Origin of the sequence: Amycolatopsis sp. lyj-90 (assembly GCF_046549035.1) — a bacterium.
GTDB lineage: Bacteria > Actinomycetota > Actinomycetes > Mycobacteriales > Pseudonocardiaceae > Amycolatopsis.
In genome coordinates this window covers 54092-76504 of the sequence record NZ_JAJPWP010000018.1, presented here as the reverse complement: position 1 = coordinate 76504, position 22413 = coordinate 54092, and the positions used below count along the sequence as shown (strand labels likewise).

Below are 22413 nucleotides of genomic sequence, written 5' to 3'. Positions count from 1 at the left end.
TCCCTGGCGAAGATGGAGTCGTGGACGACGAACGCAGGCTCACCTTCCCGCAAGCCGCTCTGACCGGGCTGCTCGCCCTCGCCGCCGCACTCGGCGTCGGGCATCTCGTCGCGGGCTTCGTCGGGTACACGGCCTCGCCGTTCGTCGCCGTCGCGAACTTCGTCATCGACCACAGTCCGCACGCCGTCGTGGCCTGGGCCGAGCGGACGCTGGAGACGTGGGACAAGCCGATCCTCAAGATCGGCCTCGCCGTGGTGCTGGTGCTGATCGCGCTGCTCGCGGGACAGCTTTCGCGCCGCAAGCCGCTGCCCGGCCAGGTGATCGTCGGCCTGCTCGGCGCGGCGGGCGTCGCCGCCGTCTACGTGCGCACCGACCTCGGGCAGGTCTCGTTGCTGGCGCCGGTGGCCGCGACGGTCGCCGGGCTCGTCGTCTTCACCTGGTTGCAGTCGTTCTTCCGCCCGCCGGTGTTCTTCGACGCCCGCGAGGGCGAGGGCCCGGACCGGCGGAAGGTGCTGATCACCGGCGCTTCCGTCGCGGCGGGCGCGGGTGTCGCCGCGCTGACCGGCCAGTTCGTCGGAACGCGGAAGAACGCCGAGGAGTCGCGCGCCGCCGTCGGCAGGCTCGTCGCGACGAGGACCGCGCCGCCGATCCCGCCCGACGCGGACTTCGTGAAGTTCGGCACCCCGCCGTACCTCACTCCATCGAAGGATTTCTACCGGATCGACACGGCCCTGGTCGTCCCGCAGGTCCGCACCGAGGACTGGAGCCTGCGGATCCACGGGATGGTGGATCGCGAAGTCACCTATACGTATGACGACATCCGCTCGCGGCCGCTGCTCGAACGCGACGTCACGCTGTGCTGTGTCTCCAACGAGGTCGGCGGTCCGTACATCTCCAACGCGCGCTGGATCGGCATCGACCTGCGCGATCTGCTGACCGAGGCGGGCGTGAAACCCGGCGCCGAGCAGATGTTCGCGACCAGCGTCGACGGCTGGACCTGCGGAACCCCGGTCGAAGCCGCGCTGGATCCCGGACGCGGCGCGATGCTCGCCATCGGCATGGACGGCGAACCGCTGCCGATCGAGCACGGCTTTCCGGCGCGGATCGTGATCCCCGGGCTGTACGGCTACGTGTCCGCCACGAAATGGGTGACCGAACTGGAGATCACCACGTGGAAGGACCGCGAGGCGTACTGGCTCAACCGCGGCTGGGGCCGCGAAGGACCGGTGAAGACACAGTCGCGGATCGACGCGCCGGGTTCGGCCGTGACCGCGGGCAAGGTCGTCGTGTCCGGGATCGCGTGGGCGCAGCACACCGGCGTCGCGAAGGTCGAGGTCCGCGTCGATCAGGGGCCGTGGCGGGAGACCGTCCTGTCGGCCGAGACGTCGAAGGACACCTGGCGGATGTGGTGGGCCGAGGTGGACGTCGCCGCTGGTCAGCATCAGGTCGCGGTCCGGGCGACGGATCAGTCCGGCTACACGCAGACGGAAACGCGAGTCGGAACCGTGCCGGACGGCGCGACTGGCTGGCACGCAGTGTCTTTCAACGCACGCTGACGGAAACCTTTCGCAGGGCGCCGGGCCGTCCCGCACGTCACGCAGGTGCGAAGGGCGCCCTGCAAAACGTTCCCGTGGGCCTTCGGCCCAAGAGAGGCGCGCGCCGGTGAAGTCCCCCGTCGCGCTGACGCGCTCCCGAGCGACGGTCCGCCGGTAGGGTTAGAAGCTCTACGCGACCTTCGACACAGCACCTACCAGTGACTTTGTGCCTGCGTTCACAAGTGGCTACCGTAGATACGTCGCCTCCGAAAGCGCCCGGCATCGAACCGGACTCAGCGCCGCGGGTCAAGAGCCGATTTCCCGGTTCGGGCGACTCATGTACTCAGCAGGACCAGAGGAGCGGACAAGCGTGGTGTCGCAACGAGGCCGGCGCACCCGGGTGACACCGGACGCCGACAACGCGCCCACCGCGGAGATGCCCGCCGTCGAGGCCACCGCCGAGCCGGAAGCCGTCCGCGCGAAGTCGATTCCCGAGGCCGCCGTCGCGCGCCTCGCCGTCTACCTCCGCGTCCTTTCCGGGCTGGCCGAGCAGGGCGCGACGACGATCTCCAGCGAGGAGCTCTCGCAGGCCGCGGGCGTCAACTCCGCGAAACTGCGCAAGGACCTGTCCTACCTCGGCTCGTACGGCACCCGCGGCGTCGGCTACGAAGTCAGCGTCCTGGTCAGCCAGATCGAGCGGATCCTCGGCCTGACCCGCAAGCACAAGGTCGCCGTGGTCGGGATCGGTAACCTCGGGCACGCGCTGGCCAACTACGGCGGGTTCCCCGGCCGCGGTTTCCCGGTCGAGGCGCTGTTCGACCTCGACCCGGATCTGGTCGGCGTGCCGGTCGGCGGCCTCCCGGTCTCCCATCTCGACGAGATCCCCAAAGTCTGCGCCGAACGGCAGATCTCCATCGGCGTCATCGCCACTCCGCCCACCGCCGCGCAGTCGGTCTGCGACCGGCTTGTCGCAGGTGGCGTGCAGTGCATCCTGAATTTCGCCCCGGTGGTGCTGCAGGTTCCGGCCCATATCGAGGTGCGCAAGGTCGATCTCGCCGTCGAGCTGCAGATCCTGTCGTTCCACGTCGCTCGCCGCGCGGATTTGGCCGCTCACGGCAACGGCGGAGGAGACGCCGCCCCCAAGGGCGCCGAGAATGGCAGCGTGAACGGCCACGGCAACGGAATGGTGGTGCGCTGAAGATGAGCGTGTTGGCGGTCGGGCTTTCGCACCGCAGTGCCGAGCTGAACACCCTGGAGCGCGTCGCGGTCCCCGCGACCGACGTGACCAAGGTGCTCCACGAACTGCAGCAGGCCGAGCACGTCAGCGAGGCGATCCTCGTCTCCACCTGCAACCGCATCGAGGTCTACGCGGTCGTCGAGACCTTCCACGGCGGCCTGAACGACGTCTCCGACGTGCTCGCCCGCCAGGCCGGGATGGAGCCCGCGGACCTTTACGACTCGCTGTACGTGCACTACGCGGGCGCCGCGATCGAGCATCTGTTCTCGGTCACTTCCGGGCTGGACTCGATGGTCGTCGGCGAGACGCAGATCCTCGGCCAGATCCGGTCGTCGTACGCCACCGCGCGCGACGCGGGCACCGTCGGCCGCACGTTGCACGAGCTGATCCAGACCACGCTGCGCGTCGGCAAGCGCGTCCACAGCGAAACCGGGCTGGACAAGCTCGGCGCGTCGGTCGTCTCCGAGGCGCTGGCCGCTGCCGGGGACATCACGGGCAAGCGCGCGCTGATCGTCGGCGCCGGGTCGATGGGCGCGCTGACCGCGTCCCAGCTGCGCAAGTCCGGGATCGGCGAGATCACCATCGCCAACCGCACCGAAGCCAGGGCCGCCCGCCTCGCCGCCGCGAGCGTCGAGCAGGGGGTGCCCGCCAAGGCCGTCCAGATGAGCGGGATCGCGGTCGCGGTCGCCGAGGCGGACGTCGTCGTCTGCTGCACCGGCGCGAACGCGGCGGTGTTCACCACCGCGCACGTCCCGGCCCGCGCCGGTCGCCCGCTGGTCGTCTGCGACCTCGGACTCCCGCGTGACGTCGAGCACGAGGTCGCCGAACTGGCCGACGTCACCGTGGTCGACCTCGAGACCATCCAGCGCCGCATGCGCGAAGCGGGCACCCCGACCACGGAACGTCAGACCGCGAAGGCCACCGGCATCGTGCTCGACGAGGTGCGCGAGTACCTCGCCGGCCAGCGCAGCGCCGAGGTCACCCCGACGGTGACGGCGTTGCGGCGCCGGGCGGCCGAGGTGGTCGACGCCGAACTGCTGCGGCTGGACAACCGCCTGCCGGACCTCGAAGCCGGGGTCCGCGAGGAGGTCGGCCGCACGGTCCGCCGCGTGGTCGACAAGCTGCTGCACGCGCCGACGGTGCGGGTCAAGCAGCTGGCCGCCGAGACGGCCGACACCGATTACGCCAACGCGCTGCGCGAGCTGTTCTGCCTCGACCCGCAGGCGCCCGCCGCCGTGGCGAGTCCTACGTCAACGCCGAAAGACAGTGATCATCAGTGAGCAGAGTCATCCGGATCGGGACGCGCGGCAGCAAACTCGCCCTCGCGCAGACCGGCACCATCGCCGACGCCCTGCGCGCCACCGGGGCCGAGGTCGAGCTCGTCACCGTGACGACCCCCGGCGACAAATCGTCCGCCCCGATCCCGACGATCGGGGTCGGCGTGTTCACTTCCGCGCTGCGCGAAGCCTTGCTGCGCGAGGAAGTCGACGTCGTCGTGCACTCGTACAAGGATCTGCCGACGAAACCGGAGCCGGGCATCGTGCTCGCCGCCGTGCCGCTCCGCGAGGACCCGCGTGACGCGCTGATCGCCCGTGACGGGCTCACTCTCGGTGAGCTCCCGCCCGGTTCGACCGTCGGCACCGGCTCGCCGCGGCGCACCGCGCAACTGCGCGCGCTCGGTCTCGGTTTGGAAATCGTGCCGATCCGAGGCAATATCGACACCCGCATGCGCAAGGTGACCGACGGAGAGCTCGACGCCGTCGTCCTGGCGCGTGCCGGACTGGCCAGGATCGGCCGGGCGGAGGAGATCACCGAGACCCTCGACCCGATCCAGATGCTGCCCGCGCCCGCACAGGGCGCGCTGGCGGTGGAGTGCCGGGCCGGTGACGTGGACATCGAGCACCTGCTCGGGTCCACAGTGGACGATGAAGGCACCCGTGCCGTGGCGACCGCCGAGCGGGCGTTGCTCGCGGCGCTGGAAGCCGGGTGCAGCGCACCGGTCGGAGCGCTGGCGGAGATCGTCGAAGACCTGGACGCCGATGGCCGGGTCGTCGAGCGGATCTCGTTGCGGGGCACCGCCGCCGTCGAAGGAGACGGGGACGCGGTCGACATGGTGCGCGCTTCCGCGCTCGCCGACAAGCACGAAGCCGAACAACTCGGCCGGACACTGGCCGCCGAGCTGCTCGACCTGGGGGCCGGCGCACTGTCCGGCCCCGCCCAGTGAGTCAGAACGTTGAAGGTAGGGCCGCGATCGACTGCGGCCGCTCAAGAGGAGAACGCACAGATGACCCCCGCGCGTAAGACCACCGGGCGTGTCGCCTTCGTGGGCTCGGGCCCCGGTGACGCCGGTCTGCTGACCGTCCGCGCTCAGGAGCTGCTCGCCAAGGCCGAGGTCGTGGTGACCGACCCGGACGTCCCTTCGGGCGTCCTGGCCCTCACCGCCGAGGGCGCCGAAGTGCGCCCCGCCGTCGGCGAGGCCACCGAGGTCGCCAAGGACCTGGTGAACGAGGCCAAGGCGGGACGGCTGGTGCTCCGGCTGATCGCCGGTGACCCGCTGACCCAGCCCGCCGTCGTCGCCGAGGTGCAGGCCGTTTCCCGGACCAGCGCCGTCTTCGACATCATCCCCGGCGTCTCGCCCGGCGCCGCCGTCCCGGCGTACGCCGGTGTCGCGCTCGGCGGCACGCACACCGAGGTCGACGTCCGCGGTGACGTCGATTGGGCCGCTTTGGCCGCGACCCCGGGCCCGATCGTGCTGCACGCGACTTCGGCGCACTTGGCCGAGGCCGCGTCCGCGCTGACCGAGCACGGGCTGCCGTCGAGCACCCCGGTCGCGGTGACGTCCAACGGCACCATCAACACCCAGCGCACCCTGGACACCACGCTGGCCACCGTCGCGAACGAGGCGGGCGAGCTCGTCGGCCCGCTGATCGTGACCATCGGCCAGGCCGTCGGCCAGCGCTCGAAGCTGTCGTGGTGGGAGTCGCGCGCGCTGTACGGCTGGAAGGTCCTGGTGCCGCGCACCAAGGAGCAGGCCGGTGAGATGGCGGAGCGGCTTCGCGGCCACGGCGCCACCTCGCACGAGGTCCCGACCATCTCGGTCGAGCCGCCGCGCAGCCCCGCGCAGATGGAGCGTTCGGTCAAGGGTCTCGTCGACGGCCGCTACCAGTGGATCGTCTTCACCTCGACCAACGCCGTCCGCGCGGTGTGGGAGAAGTTCGAGGAGTTCGGCCTCGACGCCCGCGCGTTCTCCGGCGTGAAGATCGCCTGCGTCGGCGAATCGACCGCCGCGAAGGTGCGCTCGTTCGGCATCATCCCCGAGCTGATCCCGGAAGGTGAGCAGTCCTCGGAAGGCCTCCTCGCCGAGTTCCCGCCGTACGACGACGTCCTCGACCCGGTCGACCGCGTGCTGCTGCCGCGGGCGGACATCGCCACCGAGACCCTTTCGGCCGGCCTGCGGGAACGCGGCTGGGAGATAGACGACGTGACCGCGTACCGCACGGTGCGGGCCGCGCCGCCGCCAGCCGAGACCCGCGAGATGATCAAGACCGGCGGTTTCGACGCGGTCTGCTTCACCTCGTCCTCGACCGTGCGGAACCTCGTCGGCATCGCCGGCAAGCCGCACACCCGCACGCTGGTCGCGTGCATCGGTCCGAAGACCGCGGAAACCGCCGTGGAATTCGGGCTGCGGGTCGACGTCCAGCCCGAGAAGGCCGACGTCCCGCACCTGGTCGACGCGCTCGCCGAGCACGCCGCGCGGCTCCGCGCCGAAGGTGCGCTCCCGCCGCCACGCAAGGCGAAGCGGGCCCGCCGCTCCTGACGGTTCGTTGAAGTACATGAAGGCCCCCTTCCTTGCGCCAGGCGCAAGGAAGGGGGCCTTCATGTACTTGGGCCCTTCGCGCAAGTAGTCGACTACTTGCGTAGGGGTCGTGAGTGGCGATTCGTGGACTGTGTGGATTTTGGGTCATCTAACGCCCCAAAATCCACACAGTCCCGCCGTCACTGGTCCGATCGTGGCGGGGTGTGTGGAAATAGGGACACTCAACGTCCCTATTTCCACACAGCCCTTCGCAGGTAGTCGACTACTTGCGTAGGGGTCGTCTCCTGACGATCACCGCTGAAGCCCCCTTCTCACGTTTCGCGTGGGAAGGGGGCTTTTTCGGTCCTTAGTGGCTCTCATCGCGCGGTTCGCCGTGTCCCCGCCTGGGGTGATCAACCAGATCGTCGTCGACGACGGGGCGCGCTGGGTCGTGTTCCGGTTGCCGCTCACGAGAACGTCAGCTGAAGAACTTCACGACCTCCGTGTAGGCCAGGTACGCGAACATCGCCAGGCAGATGCCCAGCAGCCCGTTCGAAATCCAGCCGGACCGCCCCGCCCTCGGCACCCGCGAGGTATTCAGCATCACCAGCAACGTCGCAGCCAGGAACGGCATGAACAACGCGCCCAGCACGCCGTAAATCACCGTGAGCTGGAAGGGCTGGTCGAGGAACAGCAACGCCATCGGCGGAAAAGTCAGCCACAGCACGTAACCTCGATAGGCGAAACTGCGTTCCCCGGCCTTTTTCTCGTACGCCTCAACGCTTTCCGTCGTGTCCGCGGGCTGTCGCAGGATGCGCCACCAGTCCGCGAAGAGCAGGCTCACGCCGTGCCAGACGCCGATCACCGACGTGAACGAAACCGCGAAAAAGCCGATGAGGAACGGGATCCGCGCCCATTGACCGTAGTCCGCGGCGAGTGTGTCGCCGAGGAACAGCAGGCCCTTGTCGCCCGAGATGATCTTCTGGCCCAGCAGCAGTTCCGCGCCGACGATCAGCATCGCGATCACGAAGATCCCGGTCATGAGGTAGCCGACGGCGTTGTCGGTGCGCATCATCGGCAGCCACTTCGCCGAGCGCCAGCCCTTCGCGAGTGTCCAGTAGCCGTAGGCCGCCATGGTGATCGTGCCGCCGACGCCGCCGACCAGGCCGAGGACGTAGACGAGCGAGCCGTCGGGCAGGGTCGGGACGGCGCCTTCGAACAGCGCGGTGAAGTTCGGCATGACGAGGATCGCGGTGCCGACCACGGTCACGAACATCACGCCGGTGAGCACCGTCATCAGCTTCTCGATGATCGCGTACCGGCCGAACCACACCAGCGCGAAACCGAGCAGACCGCAGAGCATCGCCCAGTACCGCACCGGGAGCGCGGGGAAGAGCGCGTTGAGCGGCAGCCCGGACGCCGACATCGCGGTCGCGCCGTAGACGAAGCCCCAGATCACCGTGTAGATCCCGAAGTAGATCAGCGCCCAGACACCGAGGGTCCGCCAGCCGGAGAGGATCGTCCGGCCCGAGGTCAGATGCCAGCGGCCGACGGCTTCGGCCAGCGCGAGTTTGAAGATCGTCCCGACGAGCACCGCCCACAGCAGCGTGTACCCGAAGCGCGATCCGGCCACCATCGTCGCGACGAGGTCGCCCGCGCCGACCCCGGTCGCGGCGGCCATGATTCCTGGCCCGACCTGACGCAGCCGTGCGCGCCAGCCGACGGGCGGTTCTCCCAGTTGGTCGGTCACCGTTGAACTCGACATGCGGTGGAATGTAACCCGCGTCACAGTGGGTACAAACCGGACGAAGGTGACTCTTTACCGTCTCTTAGGGAACGCCGCCCGACTGGACCAATGAGCCTTTCATCGCGCCTGCGGACCGGTTCTCAAGCGGGCCGGAGTACCGTCGTAGGGGTGTTTCCCGAACATCGTCCCCGCAGGCTCCGTACCACTCCGGCCATGCGCAGGCTGGTCGGTGAGACGACGCTGCGCCCGCGCCAGCTGATCCTCCCGATGTTCGTGGCCGAGGGCATCGACGCGCCCCGCCCGATCTCCAGCATGCCCGGGGTCGTCCAGCACACCCGCGACACGCTGCGCAAAGCCGCCGTCGAGGCGGTCAACGCCGGTGTCGGCGGGCTGATGCTGTTCGGCATCCCGAAGACGCGTGACGCGGAGGGTTCCGGCGCGATCGATCCGAACGGGATCCTCAACGTCGCCCTGCGCGATCTGAAGTCCGAGCTCGGCGACACGACGGTCCTGATGGCCGACACCTGTCTCGACGAGTTCACCGACCACGGTCACTGCGGCGTCCTCGACGCCGATGGCGGTGTCGACAACGACGCGACCTTGCGCCTGTACGCGGAGATGGGTCTCGCGCAGGCGGAATCGGGCGCGCATCTGCTCGGGCCCAGCGGGATGATGGACGGCCAGGTCGGCGTCATCCGCGCCGCGCTCGACCGCGCCGGGCGCACCGACACCGGGATCCTCGCCTACTCGGCCAAGTTCGCCAGCGCGTTCTACGGTCCCTTCCGTGAGGCCGTCGACTCGCAGTTGAAGGGCGACAGGAAGACGTACCAGCAGGATCCGGGCAACGTGCGTGAAGCGCTGCGCGAGATCGAGCTGGACATCGCCGAGGGCGCGGACATGGTCATGGTCAAGCCCGCGCTGTCCTATTTGGACGTCATCAGGGCCGCCGCCGAAGCGTCGCCGGTTCCCGTGGCGGCGTACAACATCTCGGGTGAGTACGCGATGGTCGAAGCCGCCGCCGCGAACGGCTGGCTCGAACGCGAGCGCACGATCCTCGAGGTGCTGACGTCGATCCGCCGCGCGGGCGCGGACATGATCCTCACCTACTGGGCGGCCGAAGCCGCTGCTTGGCTCGACTAGGCTGCCTCGCGTGAGCGACAGCGAAACGGGCGAAACGGACGACGAGCGCCGCAAGCGGGGGAGGGCACCCGACCCGATCCTCCCGGGTCAGGAGCCGCCGAAGCGGGTCGTGCCGACACCCGTCACCCTCTCGTTCTGGCTGTGGATCGCGACCGGTCTCACCCTGATCGCCGGACCCGCCTGGTTGCAGATCGGCAGGCAGCAGGTGATCGACGAGTACTCCAGGCAGAACGCCGTGCAGCCCGACCCCGCGCTGAAGGTCGACCCGGCGCGGATCGTCGAGGGCGTCGATGTCCTGATCAGGAACCTCTTCGTCGGGGCGATCACCTTCGCCCTGCTGTTCGGCCTTTTCGCTTACAAGGCCCGCGAGGGCACGCGTTCGGCCAGGTCGGTGCTGACCGGTCTCGCGATCTTCCTGGCGCTCGTCGGGGTCTTCCTCCTCGGTGGCGCACTCTTCGTGGTCATCGCCACCCTGATCGCGGCGATCGCGCTGATCCTGATGTACCTGCCCAGCGTCGCCGACTACTTCCCGAAAGTCGGGCGCAAGCTGCCATGACGCCCGAGCCGGCTCTCTACGGTGAACCCGGCGTCGGCTGGACGGCGTTGCTGTGGGCACCGCTGTTCGCCCTCGCCGGGCTGCTCGCCGAACTGGCGACCGGTGGACCGGTCCACTGGCTGGCCTGGATCCTGGTCGCGGCGGGACTGGTGCTGATCACCGTGCCGTGGGTGTACGCCCGCCGCCGGTACCTCTCGCTCGAAGTCACCGCCGACGGCTACCGGCAGGGCCGCGAAACCCTGGAGGCCGCCCGGATCACCGAGGTCCTCGGTGACGAAGAAGCCCCGGTCGGGGCGCGGGTCCTCGGCGGCGGCTGGACGATCCCCAAGAAGCACGGCGAGGTCGGCCTGAAGCTCGCCGACGGGGTCTTCGTCCGCGCCTGGGCCAAGGATCCGGACGCCCTCCGTGAGGCCCTCGAAGATTTGGTGCGTGCTCGCACCACAGAGTCATGAGAAGCTGCTCACTGTGATCGACCTTCCCCAGCCGACCGGGGCCGACCTGTGGCCACCGGAGGACGCCCGGCCCGCGGCCCGCCTGCACAAACCCCTGCGCGCCGTGGTGGGTGCCGTCGAGCTGATCCTCGCCGCGTTCGCCGTGTGGGGTGTTTTCGCGTGCTGGAAAGCCGGGGTCGTCCCGGTCGTGATCACCTACGGCGAGACGACCCTCGAATCGCAGCGCTACTTCGGCGGCCCGCTCGCCGGCGCCATCGGGCTGGGTGTCCTGGCCGCGATCCTGGTGGTGGACGCGATCCGCCAGTTCCTCCTCGCCGTCCGCACCAAACAGCGCAAGCCCAAGGACTAGTTGAGCCAGACGACGGCGGCGTTGACCGCGGTCGAGAACAGCAGCCACAGCAGGTACGGCACGAGCAGCCAGGCCGCGAGCTTCGACCGGCGCCCGAACTCCATCATCGTGATGGGCACCACGAAGTCCAGCAGGACGACGTCGGCCAGCGCCAGGGCGTGCGCGCTGCCGGCGAAGAACAACGGCGTCCACAGCAAGGTCAGCAGCAGGCAGAGGCCGTAGAAGGCGAAGCCGCGCGTTTCGCCGTCCGTCCGCCAGTAGAACCAGCCCGCGACGGCGACCACGAGGAGCAGCGCCGACCACACCGGACCGTAGAGCCAGCCCGGCGGCGCCCACGACGGACGCGCCAGCGCGTTCTGCGCCTCGGAGCGGGTGGCCACGGCCAGCGCGGCCACCACCCCGACGATCACCGACAGGGCGATGAATCCGGCCAGGGCCTGCCAGCGCAGGCGACGATGGTGGGTCGGCGGTGAAGGCACCGTGGACACGTGGGTTCCTCCGCGAGTGTTTCGACAGGAGTGCTTCCCACCCTAGTGGGACCGGTCACGCCGCGCCCGGAACCGCGAGGACTCGGCGGCGGGTGTCATCCGGGATTTGCGAGACTGGGGGCGTGACTACCGGAGTCGATCAGTCCAAGGCATGGTTCGAACGAGCGAAGGCCGTGGTCCCGGGCGGGGTGAACTCCCCGGTGCGGGCCTTCAACTCCGTCGGCGGCACCCCGCGGTTCATGGTGCGCGGCGAGGGTCCGTACCTGTGGGACGCCGACGGCAACCGCTACGTCGATCTGGTCTCCTCGTGGGGGCCGATGATCCTCGGGCACGCGCATCCGGACGTCGTCTCCGCCGCGCGCGAAGCCGCCGTCAACGGCCTGTCGTTCGGCACGCCGACCCTCGGTGAGGTCGAGCTGGCCGAGGAGATCATCGGGCGCGTCGAGCCGGTGGAGCAGGTCCGCCTGGTCAACTCCGGCACCGAGGCGACGATGAGCGCGATCCGGCTGGCCAGGGGGTTCACGGGCCGGGCGAAGATCATCAAGTTCGCCGGTTGCTACCACGGTCACGTCGACGCGCTGCTCGCCGAAGCGGGCTCCGGCGTCGCGACGCTCGGCCTCCCGACGTCGCCCGGTGTCACCGGCGCGCAGGCGGCCGACACGATCGTCCTGCCCTACAACGACCTCGACGCGGTCCGGAAGTCCTTTGTGGACAACCCGGAGTCGATCGCCGCGATCATCACCGAAGCGGCCGCGGGCAACATGGGCGCCGTCGCCCCGGCCGAGGGCTTCAACGCCGGGCTCAAGGAGATCGCGCACGAGCACGGCGCGCTGCTGATCATGGACGAGGTGATGACCGGGTTCCGCGTCTCGAAGGCGGGCTGGTTCGGCCTCGAAGGCGTCGCCGGTGACCTGTACACCTTCGGAAAGGTGATGTCCGGCGGGCTGCCCGCCGCCGCCTTCGGTGGCCGCGCCGACGTCATGGCGAAGCTGGCCCCGGGCGGGCCGGTGTACCAGGCGGGGACGCTGTCGGGGAACCCCGTCGCCGTCGCCGCCGGGCTCGCGACCCTGCGCGCGGCCGACGACGCCGTGTACGCGGCCCTCGACGCCAACGCGAAGCGGCTCGGCGACCTGTTCGACCGGTCGCTGACCGAGGCCGGGGTCACGCACACCGTGCAGTACGCGGGCAACCTGGTCAGCGTGTTCTTCAGCGGGACCCCGGTGACGAACTACCCGGGCGCGCAGGCTTCGGAGACCTGGCGGTTCCCGGCGTTCTTCCACGCGTTGCTGGACAACGGCGTGTACGCGCCGCCGAGCGCGTACGAGGCGTGGTTCGTCAACGCGGCCATGGGTGACGCCGAGTTCGAGATCATCTCCTCCGCGCTGCGCGTGGCCGCCCGCGCCGCGGCCGAGGCGGTCCAGGCGTGAGCGAGACGACGATCGTGCACCTGCTCCGCCACGGTGAAGTGCACAACCCGGACAAGATCCTGTACGGCCGGCTGCCCGGCTTCAAGCTCTCCGACCGCGGCCAGCGCCAAGCGCTGACCGTCGCCGAAGCCGTCGCGACGCACGACATCACGCATGTCGTCGCTTCGCCGCTTCAGCGCGCGCAGGAGACCGCGGCGCCGATCGCGGCCGCGCACCGGCTCGACGTCGACACCGACGAGAGGCTCATCGAGGCGGACAACCAGTTCGAGGGCGAGCGGGTCGCCGTCGGAGATGGTGCCCTTCGGCAGCCGAAGCACTGGCCGAAGCTGGTCAACCCGTTCCGGCCGTCGTGGGGTGAGCCGTACGTCGAGATCGCGCACCGCATGCTCGGCGCGATCTACCGCGCGCGGCAGGCGGCCGAGGGGCACGAGGCGCTGTGTGTCTCACACCAGCTGCCGATCTGGACCGTGCGGCGGTTCCTGGAGGCGAAGCGGCTCTGGCACGACCCGCGCGTCCGGCAGTGCTCGCTCGCGTCGCTGACCAGCCTGGTCTTCGAGGGCGAGGAACTCGTGCGGATCGTCTACAGCGAGCCCGCCGGCACCACCGATCCGAAGGTGACCGGGGCATGAAGCGGATGCTGGCGGCCATGGCGGTGCTGCTGCTCGTCGTCACGGGCTGCACGACCGGCAAGGACGCCGTCGTCACCGGCGGCAGCTTCAACTTCGTGTCGCCGGGTGGGAAGGTCGACATCACCTACGACGTCGCGGACCGCCAGAAGTCACCGACGCTGTCCGGCGACGACCTCATGAACGAGGGCAAACAGCTCTCGATCGCCGACTTCCCCGGCAAGGTCGTCGTGCTGAACCTGTGGGGCCAGTGGTGCGGGCCGTGCCGCGTCGAGGCGCCCGAGATGCAGAAGGTCTACGACCAGACCAAGGCGTCCGGCGTCCAGGTGGTCGGCATCGACCTGCGCGACAACGACCGGCAGCCGCCGCAGGACTTCATGCGGGACCGGAAGCTGACGTACCCGTCGATCTACGACCCGTCCGGGCGGACGCTGCTGCAGCTCTCGGGCTATCCGCGCAACATCATCCCGTCGACGATCGTGCTGGACAAACAGCACCGCGTCGCGGCGGTGTTCCTGCGGGACCTGCTGGCTTCGGACCTGCTGCCCGTCGTCGAACGCCTGGCCGCCGAACCCGCCTGACCTCCTCGCGTTTCGTCCTCTAGTTGCGGTCCTTGCCCGAGCAACGACCGCAACCAGAGGACGAAACGCGGAGGCTGGTTATTCTCCTCGTCTGCCGCGCAGGGCGGCTCTGAACTGGGGAGAAGGAAATGACGACTGCTGGAGATGTGCCCAGAGCAGGTCAGCGTGACGCCGAAGCCATGATCGCCGAGGCCAAGAAGGCTCTCTTCGTCATGGTCGGCGTGCTCGTGGTCCTCTGGCTGATCCAGATCTACAACGCCATCGACGGCTACGCGCTCGCCCTCGAATACGGGACACGGGCGCGGGAGATCAGCTCGCTGCCCACCGTGCTCACCGCGCCGCTGATGCACGCCAGCTGGGGGCACATCGAGTTCAACTCCGGGCCCCTGTTCATCTTCGGGTTCCTCGCGGCGTATCGCGGGGTGAAGAAGTTCCTCAGCGTCACGGTCCTGATCGCGGTGACGAGCGGCCTCGGCGCGTGGGCCCTGCACGACTCCGGCACGATCGGCGTCGGCGCGAGCGGGCTGGTGATGGGGTACTTCGGGTACGTGCTCGTGCGCGGGATCTTCGACCGGCACAAGATCGACATCGTGATCGGCCTGGTCATGGCGTTGTGCTTCGCGTACCAGTTCACGAACCTGTTCCCGCAGGACGCGGGCGTCAGCTGGCAGGCGCACCTCTTCGGCTTCCTCGGTGGCCTGATCGGCGGCTGGGTGTTCCGGGACCGCCGTCCCAAGCCGGTGGACGCCGCGCCCGCCTTCCCCGCCATCCCGCTGACGCCGCCCGACACCCTCAAGTAGTCCTCTGGTTGCGGTAGTTCGTCAGCGAACTACCGCAACCAGAGGACGAAACGCGGGAAGTGGGACGGGACCAACGTCCTGACCGGGTGCGACGTAGGTCCCGTTGGGCCAGCCCCGGCGTTTTAACTCCGACCACACTGCCTACGCTCAGCCGAGTGAACGCAGTAACTCCGCAAGATGCGTGGCCACGTTGGCGACGGGTGTAACCGAGCTGGCCCTCTCAGGGCCATTGCTGCTCGCTGCGGGTGTCGCGCTGCTGGCCGGGACGATCTCCTTCGCGTCCCCGTGCGTCGTGCCGCTGGTGCCCGGGTACCTCGCGTACCTGGCGGCGCTGGTCGGCGCGGACGCCCCCGCGGTCAGCCCCGACGAGGAGCGCAAGAAGGGCCGCTCCGCCGTCGTCGGCGCGGCGGCGCTGTTCGTGCTCGGGTTCACCGTCGTCTTCGTGGTGACGCTGGGGACGCTGGTGTGGATCGCCGACGTCGTCCAGCTCAACATGGACCTCCTCCAGCGCTTCGGCGGCGTGCTGACGATCGCGATGGCGCTGGTCTTCCTCGGCTGGATCCCCGGGCTGCAGCGCGAGTTCCGTTCGCACCACGTGCCGCGCGGCGGCCTCTGGGGCGCGCCGGTGCTCGGCGCGGTGTTCGGGCTCGGCTGGACGCCGTGCATCGGGCCGACGCTGTCCGCGGTCATGTCCATGGCCAGCGCCACCGGCGGGGCGGCCGTCCGCGGCTACGTGCTGATCCTGGTCTACTGCCTCGGCCTCGGCGTCCCGTTCCTCCTCATCGCGTTCGGCGCCCGCTGGGCCGTCCGCGCGACGGACTGGCTGCGCCGCCACGGCCGTCAGGTGCAGGTCTTCGGCGGCGCCCTGCTGATGATCGTCGGCATCCTGCTGGTGACCGGCCTGTGGAGCGACATGACCGGCTGGATCAGAGACACCCTCGTGACCGACATCAGGCTGCCCTTGTGACCACCGAATACCGCCAGACGCCGCTGAAGCGGGTCCTCGCCTTCCTGCGCAACACTTGGCGCGGGCTGACGTCGATGCGCACCGCCCTGGTGCTGCTGTTCCTGCTCGCGCTCGCCGCGATGCCCGGCGCCCTGCTGCCGCAGCGGAACCTCAACGTCGCCAAGACCGACGAGTACATCGCCGCGCACGGCTGGTGGGGCGAACTGCTCGACCGCACGCAGTTCTTCGAGGTCTACGGCAGCGTTTGGTTCTCGGCGATCTACATCCTGCTGATGGTCTCGCTCATCGGCTGCCTCGCGCCGCGCAGTCTCGACTACGCGAAGGCGATGCGCGCCAAGCCGGTGCTCACGCCGCGCAAGCTCGCGCGGATGCCGCACCACCTGTCCACCACGACCGACCGGACTCCCGAAGCGGTCATGAAGGACACGCACGCGCTACTCAAGGGCTGGCGCCGCGTCGAGCGCGAAGAGGCCGACGGAGTCCGAAGCATCTCCGCCGAACGCGGGTACCTCCGCGAGACCGGCAACCTCGTCTTCCACTTCGGCATGCTCGGCCTGATCATCTTCTTCGCGCTGGGCAAACTCTTCGGCTACGAAGGCCAGGTCATCGTCCAGGCCGACAACAGCCAGTGGTGCAACTCCGGGATCCTCGGTTACGACACCTTCAACGCGGGCCTCCGCGTCGACGGCACCGACCTGAACCCCTTCTGCATCCGCCTGAAGGACTTCGAGGCGCGCTACACCGAGGCCGGGCAGGCGAACTACTACCACTCCAACATGGAGTACCAGTCCGGCGAAGACCTGCAGACCGGCGCGTGGAAGCCGTACGGACTCGAGGTCAACTCGCCGCTGCGCACCGCAGGCGACCGCGTCTACCTGCTGAACTTCGGGTACTCCCCGAAGTTCACGGTGACCTTCCCCGACGGCACCGTGCGCACCAACATCACGCCGTGGCGTCCCGCCGACGAGCCGACGAAGCTCTCCGAAGGCGCGACGAAGATCGACCAGCCCGGCATCACCGACCCGATCGAACGCCGCACCCGGCAGCTCGCGATCACCGGACTGCTCGCCCCGACCGCGTTCCTGCACGGCAACGTGCTGACGTCGTCGCGGCCCGAGGCGAGCAAGCCGGCCGTGGCGGTCGACATCTACCGCGGCGACCTCGGCCTCGACGCGGGCCGCGGGCAGTCGATCTTCCAGATCGACCAGTCGCTCGTCGAGGACGGCAGGCTCAAGAAGCTCACCCGGCAGAACCTGAACCAGGGCCAGGAGACCGTGCTGGACGACGGCACGAAGGTCCGCTTCGACGGCGTCCAGGAATGGGTCGCCATCCAGGTCTCGCACGATCCGGTGCAGGGCTGGGTGCTGGTCTGCGCGGTCGCGATGCTGATCGGGCTGGCGGGATCATTGCTGGTCAAGCGGCGCCGGGTCTGGGTCCGGGTGATCCCGGCGCGTGAGGGCGGGACAGGTACCGTGATCGAGGTCGCCGGGCTGGCGCGCACCGATCAAGCGGGCTATGGCGAAGAGTTCCAGCGGATCGGCGACAAGCTGGTCCAGGGGCAGAGAGGCAACTAGAGGTCATGCCGATCAACGAGACGCTGTCCCAGTACAGCGACTACTCCTACACCACCGCGGCGGCGATCTACGTCATCGCGCTGATGTTCGCCCTCATCGAGCAGGGTTTCGGGGCGAAGGGCCGCCTGGCGGCCGAACGCAGCATGCAGCGCTCCCGCGAACTGGTCGGCGCGGGCGGTCCGCCGTCGACGCCGCCGGCTTACGGGACGCCCGTCGAGCCCCCGCGCGAGATCGGCCGCCCCGAGCGCATCGGCCGCATGGGCGCCGCGCTGCTGGTGCTCGCCGCGCTGCTCCACCTGTCCGCGATCGTGTTGCGCGGCCTCGCCGTGAACCGCGCGCCGTGGGGCAACCTCTACGAGTACGGCATGGCCACGACCTTCATCGCCGTGGTGACCTGGATCGTCATCATGCGGAAGTTCCCGGTCCGCCACCTCACCGGCTTCCTGCTGCTGCCGGTCGTGATCCTGATGTTCGTCAACGGCACCATGCTCTACACGACGGCCGCGCCGGTGCAGCCCGCGCTGCAGTCGTACTGGCTGATCATCCACGTCTCCGCGGCGATCATCGGCTCGGGTGTCTTCCTGGTGCCGGGTGTCGCGAGCGTCCTTTACCTCTTCCGCGCCGCCCACGACGACAACCCGGCGAAGTTCGCCAAGTTCGGCCCGAAGCTGCCCGCCGCGGACGTGCTCGACCGCATCGCCTACCGGACCACCATCTTCGCCTTCCCGATCTTCACCTTCGGCGTGCTCTGCGGCGCGGTGTGGGCCGAGGCGGCGTGGGGCCGGTTCTGGGGCTGGGACCCCAAGGAGACCGTCGCGTTCGTGGCGTGGGTCGTCTACGCGGCGTACCTCCACTCCCGGGCCACCGCGGGCTGGCGGGGGAAGCGGGCCGCGATCATCAACATCGTCGGCTTCTCCGCGACGATCTTCAACATGTTCTTCGTGAACCTGGTGACGTCGGGCCTGCACTCCTACGCCGGGGGCTGACCGTCGCCGCTGCACGCGAGCCGACTACCGTCAATACTGAGGTAATGGGGGAAGACGTGCGCGGAGGAGGAATTCAGCGGTGACCGGACCCAATGAAGAATCGGCTCCTGGCCACCCCGAACCCACCGAGAGCGCCCAGCCCTCGGAGTTGTTCTCCGAGGACAGGACGGACTCGGCGCCGCACCCGCCCGCGAGCGCCTTCGAGGCCGAGCCGACTCAGGTCGTCCAGCCCCAGTACCCGCCGCAGGCGCAGTACCCGCAGCAGCCCGCCCAGCAGCAGCCGCCGTTGCCGCAGCCGTCGCAGGGGCAGTACCAGCAGGCCTACGACCAGAACCTGCCCCCGCTTCAGCCTCAGCAGCAGGCGCCGCAGCAGGCCGCCCAGTACCCGCCTCAGCAGCAGTACGCGCCGCCTCCGCAGCAGCAGCCCGTCCAGCAGCCCGGGGTGCCGGGGCTCCCGCAGCCGCAGGGCAGGCACGCGCTCCCGGACGAGCTCGCCACCGCGAGCCTGGTCAAGCCGCAGAAGCGCAAGCCGCAGTCGGGCTGGCGCAAGGCGCTCTACGTGGGCACCGGCAAGCTCCTCAACCCGGGGGAAAGCCCGGCCGACACCCGCAAGCGTGAACTGATCGCGCAGATCAACCAGCCGCTGCGCGGGTGCTACAAGATCGCGATGCTGAGCCTCAAGGGCGGCGTCGGCAAGACCACCACGACCACCACGCTGGGCTCGACGTTCGCGTCGCTGCGCGGTGACCGGGTCGTCGCCGTCGACGCGAACCCGGACCGCGGGACGCTGTCGCAGAAGATCCCGATCGAGACCACCGCGACCGTCCGGCACCTGCTGCGGGACGCGGACAAGATCACCAGGTACAGCGACGTCCGGTCGTACACCTCGCAGGGCGGGAGCAGGCTGGAGATCCTCGCCAGCGAGCAGGACCCGGCGGTTTCGGAGGCGTTCTCCGAGGACGACTACCGGCGCACGGTCAACCTGCTGGAGCACTTCTACAACATCGTGCTCACCGACTGCGGGACCGGTTTGATGCACTCGGCGATGAAGGGCGTCCTGGACGTCGCGGACGCGCTGGTGGTGGTCTCGTCAGGGTCCGTGGACGGCGCGCGCAGTGCCTCGGCCACGCTCGACTGGCTGGAGGCGCACGGCTACGGTGACCTGGTCAAACGATCCGTCGCGGTGATCAACTCGGTGCGGCCGAAGGGCGGCTCCGTCGACCTCGACAAGCTCTCCGCGCACTTCGGCGCTCGGGTCCGCTCGGTCTGCCGCATCCCGTTCGACCCGCACCTGGAAGAGGGCGCCGAGATCGAACTGGACCGGCTCGACGCAGACACCCGGCTCGCGCTGCTGGAGCTGGCCGCCACCGTCGCCGACGGTTTCGGAGGCCAGCAGTACCGGCAGGTCCAGCCCTAGTCTTTGTCCTCGTCTTTACCTTTGCGCTGTTGCTCACCGAGCTTGCGCAGGAAGTCGGGGTCGTCGTCCGGGGCCAGCGTCGGCCGCGGCGAGGGCACCCCGACACGCTCGATCCCGAACGCGCGCCACAAAACCACGGCGACGGTGAGCGCTCCGATGGCCGCGAGCAAATAGATCATGCTCGGTCCCTTTCCGCGTGGAGGACGTTGCTCAGTCCCACGAGGCTAGCCTCTTTGCCGCGCGCGGGGGGACTCACGGATACCCCAATGTGACGAAGGGCCATTACGAACCCTTCGTCACCGGAGTCCCGTTTGGGAGTAATGCGAGGTCAGACCTTACGAGCGGGCTCGCTGGCGTCGGTGGTCAGCTCGGCGAGGAGCTCGTTCACTTCGGCCTCACGGAACCGGCGGTGCCCGCCGGGCGTGCGGATCGAGCCGATCCGGCCCGCGGTCGCCCATCGGGTCACGGTCTTGGGGTCAACCCGGAACAGGGCCGCCACTTCACCGGGGGTGAGCAACCTTCCGCCCATGGTCGCGGTCATTTTCCGCCTCCTTCACGGCTCAACTGCTAAACCGGCTCTACTGCCAAAACCGAGAGAGGCCTTGTGTCCGTCGAGCTCGGGTAGCCAACACGGCAATCGTTGCATCTCACCCGTCAGGTACTCGAACGGTTGTCCAACAGTAAAGAGCCCTTAAAGGTCAAAACCGACAACCGCGACATGTGTGGCCGGACCCCGCGGTCTTGTCACGGATGTACGAAAACGCGCCCTGGTCATGCGAATCGGGCCATGGGACCTAAGGTGTAGCGGTGGACCAGGTGGATCGGAAGATCATCGCGGCATTGCGGGAGAACGGCCGGGCTACCTACGCCGACCTCGGCCGGTCTGTCGGGCTCTCGGCTTCATCAGTGCACGAGCGGGTCGGCAAACTCGAGGCCGCCGGCGTGATCACCGGCTACCACGCCATGGTCGATCCCAGCACGGTCGGACTCGGGGTGACGGCGCTGGTCGGCATCCACCCCACCGACACCGCGACCGAAGAAGACGTCGCGGCCGCGCTGGGGGCTCTGGACGAGGTCGAAAGCTGCTACGCCGTCGCGGGTGACGAGGCTTTCGTGGTCAAGGTGCGCGTGGCGACCGTCGACGATCTGGAGCGGTCGCTCAACCGGCTGCGGCGGATCCCCGGCGTCGGCCGGACGAACACCACCGTCGTGCTCTCCACCCGCTTCGAGGGGCGGCCCAACAACGCGGGCCTGGACGACGTGCAGAACGGCAACGCGTAGCCTCCGTTGATGTGAGCGATAATCACCTGCCCCGTGACTTGACGCTGTACGTGCTGGCCAGGTTCCTTCTGGTCGGGGTCATCGGCGGCGGGTTGCTGCTGGTCAACGTCCCGCTGCTGGTCGCGCTGCTGATCGGCCTGGTCGTGGGCCTGCCGCTGGGCCTGCTGCTGTTCCGCCCGCTGAACGCGCGCGTGACGGCCGGGCTCGCCCGCCGCAACGAGAAGCGCGCTCGCGCTCGTGCCGAACTGCGCTCCCAGCTGCGCGGCGACCGGGCGGACGGGGCAGCGTGAGCAGGCTCCACAGCCGCAGCTGGGTCCGCGAAGCCGTCCGCATCATCGAGGCCGACGCGAACCGCAGTGCCGACACGCACCTGCACGTCTTCCCGCTGCCCGCCGACTGGGGCATCGACCTGTACTTGAAGGACGAGTCCGTCCACCCGACAGGCTCCCTCAAGCACCGGCTCGCGCGTTCGCTCTTCCTGTACGGCCTGGTGAACGGCCAGATCGGGCAGGACACCGTGCTCGTCGAGGCGTCCAGCGGCTCGACCGCGGTTTCGGAGGCCTACTTCGCGCGGATGCTCGGGCTGCGGTTCATCACCGTGGTGCCGCGCAGCACCTCGCCGGAGAAGATCGCGCTCATCGAGTTCTACGGCGGCGAGTGCCACTACGTCGACCGGGCGCCGGACATGTACCCGGAGGCGGAGCGGCTCGCTTCGGAGTGCAACGGCCACTACCTCGACCAGTTCACCTACGCCGAGCGCGCGACGGACTGGCGCGGCAACAACAACATCGCCGAGTCGGTGTACGCGCAGATGCAGTCCGAGCGGCACCCCGTGCCGACGTGGATCGTGGTCGGCGCCGGGACCGGCGGCACGAGCGCGACCTTCGGGCGCTACGTGCGCTACAAGCGGCACACCACGAAGATCGCCGTCGTCGATCCGGAGAACTCGTCGTTCTTCGGCGCCTGGGAAACCGGCGCGCTCGACTACGCGACCGGGATGCCTTCGCGGATCGAGGGGATCGGGCGGCCGCGCGTCGAGCCATCGTTCGTGCCGGGCGTGATCGACGAGATGTTCCAGGTGCCGGACGCCGGCTCGCTGGCGGCCATCCGCGTGCTGCGCGAGCGGACCGGGCACTGGGCTGGCGGCTCGACCGGGACGAACCTCTTCGGCGCGTTCACCCTGATCTCGCGGATGATCTCGGAAGGCCAGGCGGGCAGCATCGTCACGCTGCTGTGCGACGGCGGCGAGCGGTACGCGAACACGTACTACGACGACGAGTGGCTGGCGCGGAAGAACATCGACATCGCGCCTTATCTAGAGAAGTACCAGGAGTTCCTGGTGAGCGGGAAGCTCGCTCCGGAGGCCTAGGGGCGACCAGGGCCTACCTCAAGATCGCGGGATCGCCAAAGGAGCGAGGGACCTTTGCTATCGCCTGGGCCACCGGTAGTAGGCG

General features: G+C 69.2%; 24 protein-coding genes. 20 read left to right on the top strand and 4 right to left on the bottom strand.

What is annotated here, in order from left to right; genetic code table 11:
• Nucleotides 1-20: 20 nt before the first annotated feature.
• From ACLJPX_RS43830 to ACLJPX_RS43810, 5 genes are all read left to right on the top strand, one after another.
• Nucleotides 21-1556 carry a molybdopterin-dependent oxidoreductase gene (locus ACLJPX_RS43830; RefSeq protein WP_410606025.1) on the top strand — a complete coding sequence of 512 codons (1536 nt, stop codon included), beginning with the start codon at nt 21-23 and terminating at the stop codon, nt 1554-1556.
• A gap of 349 nt (nt 1557-1905) precedes the next feature.
• On the top strand, nt 1906-2733 hold the full coding sequence (locus ACLJPX_RS43825; RefSeq protein ID WP_369862300.1) for a redox-sensing transcriptional repressor Rex: 828 nt from the start codon (nt 1906-1908) through the stop codon (nt 2731-2733).
• 2 nt (nt 2734-2735) lie between these two features.
• Nucleotides 2736-4052, top strand: a complete 1317-nt coding sequence (locus tag ACLJPX_RS43820; protein WP_410606024.1) for a glutamyl-tRNA reductase — start codon at nt 2736-2738, stop codon at nt 4050-4052.
• Entirely contained in the window at nt 4049-4996 is a 948-nt protein-coding gene (gene hemC, locus ACLJPX_RS43815) for a hydroxymethylbilane synthase (RefSeq protein WP_410606023.1), read from the top strand. Before ACLJPX_RS43820 ends, hemC begins: the two co-directional genes overlap by 4 nt.
• Nucleotides 4997-5056: 60 nt before the next feature.
• The gene (locus ACLJPX_RS43810) at nt 5057-6589 is read left to right on the top strand and encodes a uroporphyrinogen-III synthase (RefSeq protein ID WP_101612017.1); all 1533 of its coding nucleotides are present in this window, start codon (nt 5057-5059) and stop codon (nt 6587-6589) included.
• A gap of 457 nt (nt 6590-7046) precedes the next feature.
• On the opposite strand, the gene ACLJPX_RS43805 is transcribed toward ACLJPX_RS43810, so the two are convergent.
• Nucleotides 7047-8333: an Nramp family divalent metal transporter gene (locus tag ACLJPX_RS43805; protein ID WP_410606022.1), complete on the bottom strand. Its 1287-nt coding sequence runs from the start codon at nt 8331-8333 to the stop codon at nt 7047-7049.
• Between the two features lie 150 nt (nt 8334-8483).
• On the opposite strand from ACLJPX_RS43805, the gene hemB reads away from it, so the two are divergent.
• The 4 genes from hemB to ACLJPX_RS43785 are packed head-to-tail and all read left to right on the top strand — an operon-like array spanning nt 8484 to nt 10812.
• A complete protein-coding gene (gene hemB / locus ACLJPX_RS43800) occupies nt 8484-9455 on the top strand; it encodes a porphobilinogen synthase (RefSeq protein ID WP_410606021.1) in 972 nt (323 codons plus the stop codon).
• A 10-nt stretch (nt 9456-9465) separates the two neighbouring features.
• Complete coding sequence (locus ACLJPX_RS43795) at nt 9466-10011, top strand: hypothetical protein (RefSeq protein ID WP_410606020.1); 546 nt, start codon at nt 9466-9468, stop codon at nt 10009-10011.
• Nucleotides 10008-10463 (top strand): hypothetical protein, encoded by a 456-nt coding sequence (locus ACLJPX_RS43790; RefSeq protein ID WP_410606019.1) that lies wholly within the window; start codon nt 10008-10010, stop codon nt 10461-10463. The genes ACLJPX_RS43795 and ACLJPX_RS43790 overlap by 4 nt, the downstream gene beginning before the upstream one ends.
• On the top strand, nt 10441-10812 hold the full coding sequence (locus ACLJPX_RS43785) for a hypothetical protein (protein WP_410606018.1): 372 nt from the start codon (nt 10441-10443) through the stop codon (nt 10810-10812). The genes ACLJPX_RS43790 and ACLJPX_RS43785 overlap by 23 nt, the downstream gene beginning before the upstream one ends.
• Here ACLJPX_RS43785 and ACLJPX_RS43780 read toward each other — a convergent pair.
• A complete protein-coding gene (locus ACLJPX_RS43780) occupies nt 10809-11300 on the bottom strand; it encodes a TspO/MBR family protein (protein WP_410606017.1) in 492 nt (163 codons plus the stop codon). The genes ACLJPX_RS43785 and ACLJPX_RS43780 overlap by 4 nt on opposite strands.
• 122 nt (nt 11301-11422) lie before the next feature.
• Here ACLJPX_RS43780 and hemL point away from each other — a divergent pair, with 122 nt between their 5' ends.
• From hemL to ACLJPX_RS43740, 8 genes are all read left to right on the top strand, one after another.
• Nucleotides 11423-12727, top strand: coding sequence for a glutamate-1-semialdehyde 2,1-aminomutase (hemL, locus tag ACLJPX_RS43775; protein ID WP_410606016.1), 1305 nt, complete (start codon nt 11423-11425; stop codon nt 12725-12727).
• On the top strand, nt 12724-13356 hold the full coding sequence (locus tag ACLJPX_RS43770; protein ID WP_101612025.1) for a histidine phosphatase family protein: 633 nt from the start codon (nt 12724-12726) through the stop codon (nt 13354-13356). Before hemL ends, ACLJPX_RS43770 begins: the two co-directional genes overlap by 4 nt.
• Nucleotides 13353-13934: a TlpA family protein disulfide reductase gene (locus tag ACLJPX_RS43765; protein WP_410606015.1), complete on the top strand. Its 582-nt coding sequence runs from the start codon at nt 13353-13355 to the stop codon at nt 13932-13934. Before ACLJPX_RS43770 ends, ACLJPX_RS43765 begins: the two co-directional genes overlap by 4 nt.
• 128 nt (nt 13935-14062) lie before the next feature.
• Nucleotides 14063-14734 (top strand): rhomboid family intramembrane serine protease, encoded by a 672-nt coding sequence (locus ACLJPX_RS43760; protein WP_410606014.1) that lies wholly within the window; start codon nt 14063-14065, stop codon nt 14732-14734.
• Nucleotides 14735-14915: 181 nt separating this feature from the next.
• Nucleotides 14916-15701: a cytochrome c biogenesis CcdA family protein gene (locus ACLJPX_RS43755; RefSeq protein ID WP_410606013.1), complete on the top strand. Its 786-nt coding sequence runs from the start codon at nt 14916-14918 to the stop codon at nt 15699-15701.
• A gap of 74 nt (nt 15702-15775) precedes the next feature.
• A complete protein-coding gene (locus tag ACLJPX_RS43750; protein ID WP_410606072.1) occupies nt 15776-17275 on the top strand; it encodes a cytochrome c biogenesis protein ResB in 1500 nt (499 codons plus the stop codon).
• 5 nt (nt 17276-17280) lie between these two features.
• The gene (gene ccsB, locus ACLJPX_RS43745) at nt 17281-18261 is read left to right on the top strand and encodes a c-type cytochrome biogenesis protein CcsB (protein WP_410606012.1); all 981 of its coding nucleotides are present in this window, start codon (nt 17281-17283) and stop codon (nt 18259-18261) included.
• A gap of 79 nt (nt 18262-18340) precedes the next feature.
• A complete protein-coding gene (locus ACLJPX_RS43740; protein ID WP_410606011.1) occupies nt 18341-19678 on the top strand; it encodes a MinD/ParA family protein in 1338 nt (445 codons plus the stop codon).
• Here ACLJPX_RS43740 and ACLJPX_RS43735 read toward each other — a convergent pair.
• Both ACLJPX_RS43735 and ACLJPX_RS43730 read right to left on the bottom strand, forming a co-directional pair.
• Nucleotides 19675-19857, bottom strand: a complete 183-nt coding sequence (locus ACLJPX_RS43735; protein WP_101612031.1) for a hypothetical protein — start codon at nt 19855-19857, stop codon at nt 19675-19677. The genes ACLJPX_RS43740 and ACLJPX_RS43735 overlap by 4 nt on opposite strands.
• Before the next feature lie 149 nt (nt 19858-20006).
• Complete coding sequence (locus ACLJPX_RS43730) at nt 20007-20219, bottom strand: BldC family transcriptional regulator (RefSeq protein ID WP_005151795.1); 213 nt, start codon at nt 20217-20219, stop codon at nt 20007-20009.
• 266 nt (nt 20220-20485) lie between these two features.
• Here ACLJPX_RS43730 and ACLJPX_RS43725 point away from each other — a divergent pair, with 266 nt between their 5' ends.
• Genes ACLJPX_RS43725 through ACLJPX_RS43715 form a run of 3 tightly spaced genes read left to right on the top strand, consistent with a single transcriptional unit; the run spans nt 20486 to nt 22328 of the window.
• A complete protein-coding gene (locus ACLJPX_RS43725; protein WP_410606010.1) occupies nt 20486-20959 on the top strand; it encodes an Lrp/AsnC family transcriptional regulator in 474 nt (157 codons plus the stop codon).
• Nucleotides 20960-20970: 11 nt separating this feature from the next.
• The gene (locus ACLJPX_RS43720; protein WP_101612032.1) at nt 20971-21249 is read left to right on the top strand and encodes a DUF4229 domain-containing protein; all 279 of its coding nucleotides are present in this window, start codon (nt 20971-20973) and stop codon (nt 21247-21249) included.
• Nucleotides 21246-22328 carry a PLP-dependent cysteine synthase family protein gene (locus ACLJPX_RS43715; protein WP_410606009.1) on the top strand — a complete coding sequence of 361 codons (1083 nt, stop codon included), beginning with the start codon at nt 21246-21248 and terminating at the stop codon, nt 22326-22328. The genes ACLJPX_RS43720 and ACLJPX_RS43715 overlap by 4 nt, the downstream gene beginning before the upstream one ends.
• The last annotated feature ends 85 nt before the right edge of the window (nt 22329-22413 follow it).

Excerpts from the sequence above, each read along its gene's own strand:
- ACLJPX_RS43820 (WP_410606024.1), top strand. The coding sequence starts at position 2,736 with ATGAGCGTGTTGGCGGTCGGGCTTTCGCACCGCAGTGCCGAGCTGAAC.
- ACLJPX_RS43810 (WP_101612017.1), top strand. The coding sequence starts at position 5,057 with ATGACCCCCGCGCGTAAGACCACCGGGCGTGTCGCCTTCGTGGGCTCG.
- ACLJPX_RS43805 (WP_410606022.1), bottom strand. The coding sequence starts at position 8,333 with ATGTCGAGTTCAACGGTGACCGACCAACTGGGAGAACCGCCCGTCGGC.
- ACLJPX_RS43790 (WP_410606019.1), top strand. The coding sequence starts at position 10,008 with ATGACGCCCGAGCCGGCTCTCTACGGTGAACCCGGCGTCGGCTGGACG.
- ACLJPX_RS43765 (WP_410606015.1), top strand. The coding sequence starts at position 13,353 with ATGAAGCGGATGCTGGCGGCCATGGCGGTGCTGCTGCTCGTCGTCACG.
- ACLJPX_RS43760 (WP_410606014.1), top strand. The coding sequence starts at position 14,063 with ATGACGACTGCTGGAGATGTGCCCAGAGCAGGTCAGCGTGACGCCGAA.
- ACLJPX_RS43750 (WP_410606072.1), top strand. The coding sequence starts at position 15,776 with ATGCGCACCGCCCTGGTGCTGCTGTTCCTGCTCGCGCTCGCCGCGATG.
- ccsB (WP_410606012.1), top strand. The coding sequence starts at position 17,281 with ATGCCGATCAACGAGACGCTGTCCCAGTACAGCGACTACTCCTACACC.
- ACLJPX_RS43735 (WP_101612031.1), bottom strand. The coding sequence starts at position 19,857 with ATGATCTATTTGCTCGCGGCCATCGGAGCGCTCACCGTCGCCGTGGTT.
- ACLJPX_RS43730 (WP_005151795.1), bottom strand. The coding sequence starts at position 20,219 with ATGACCGCGACCATGGGCGGAAGGTTGCTCACCCCCGGTGAAGTGGCG.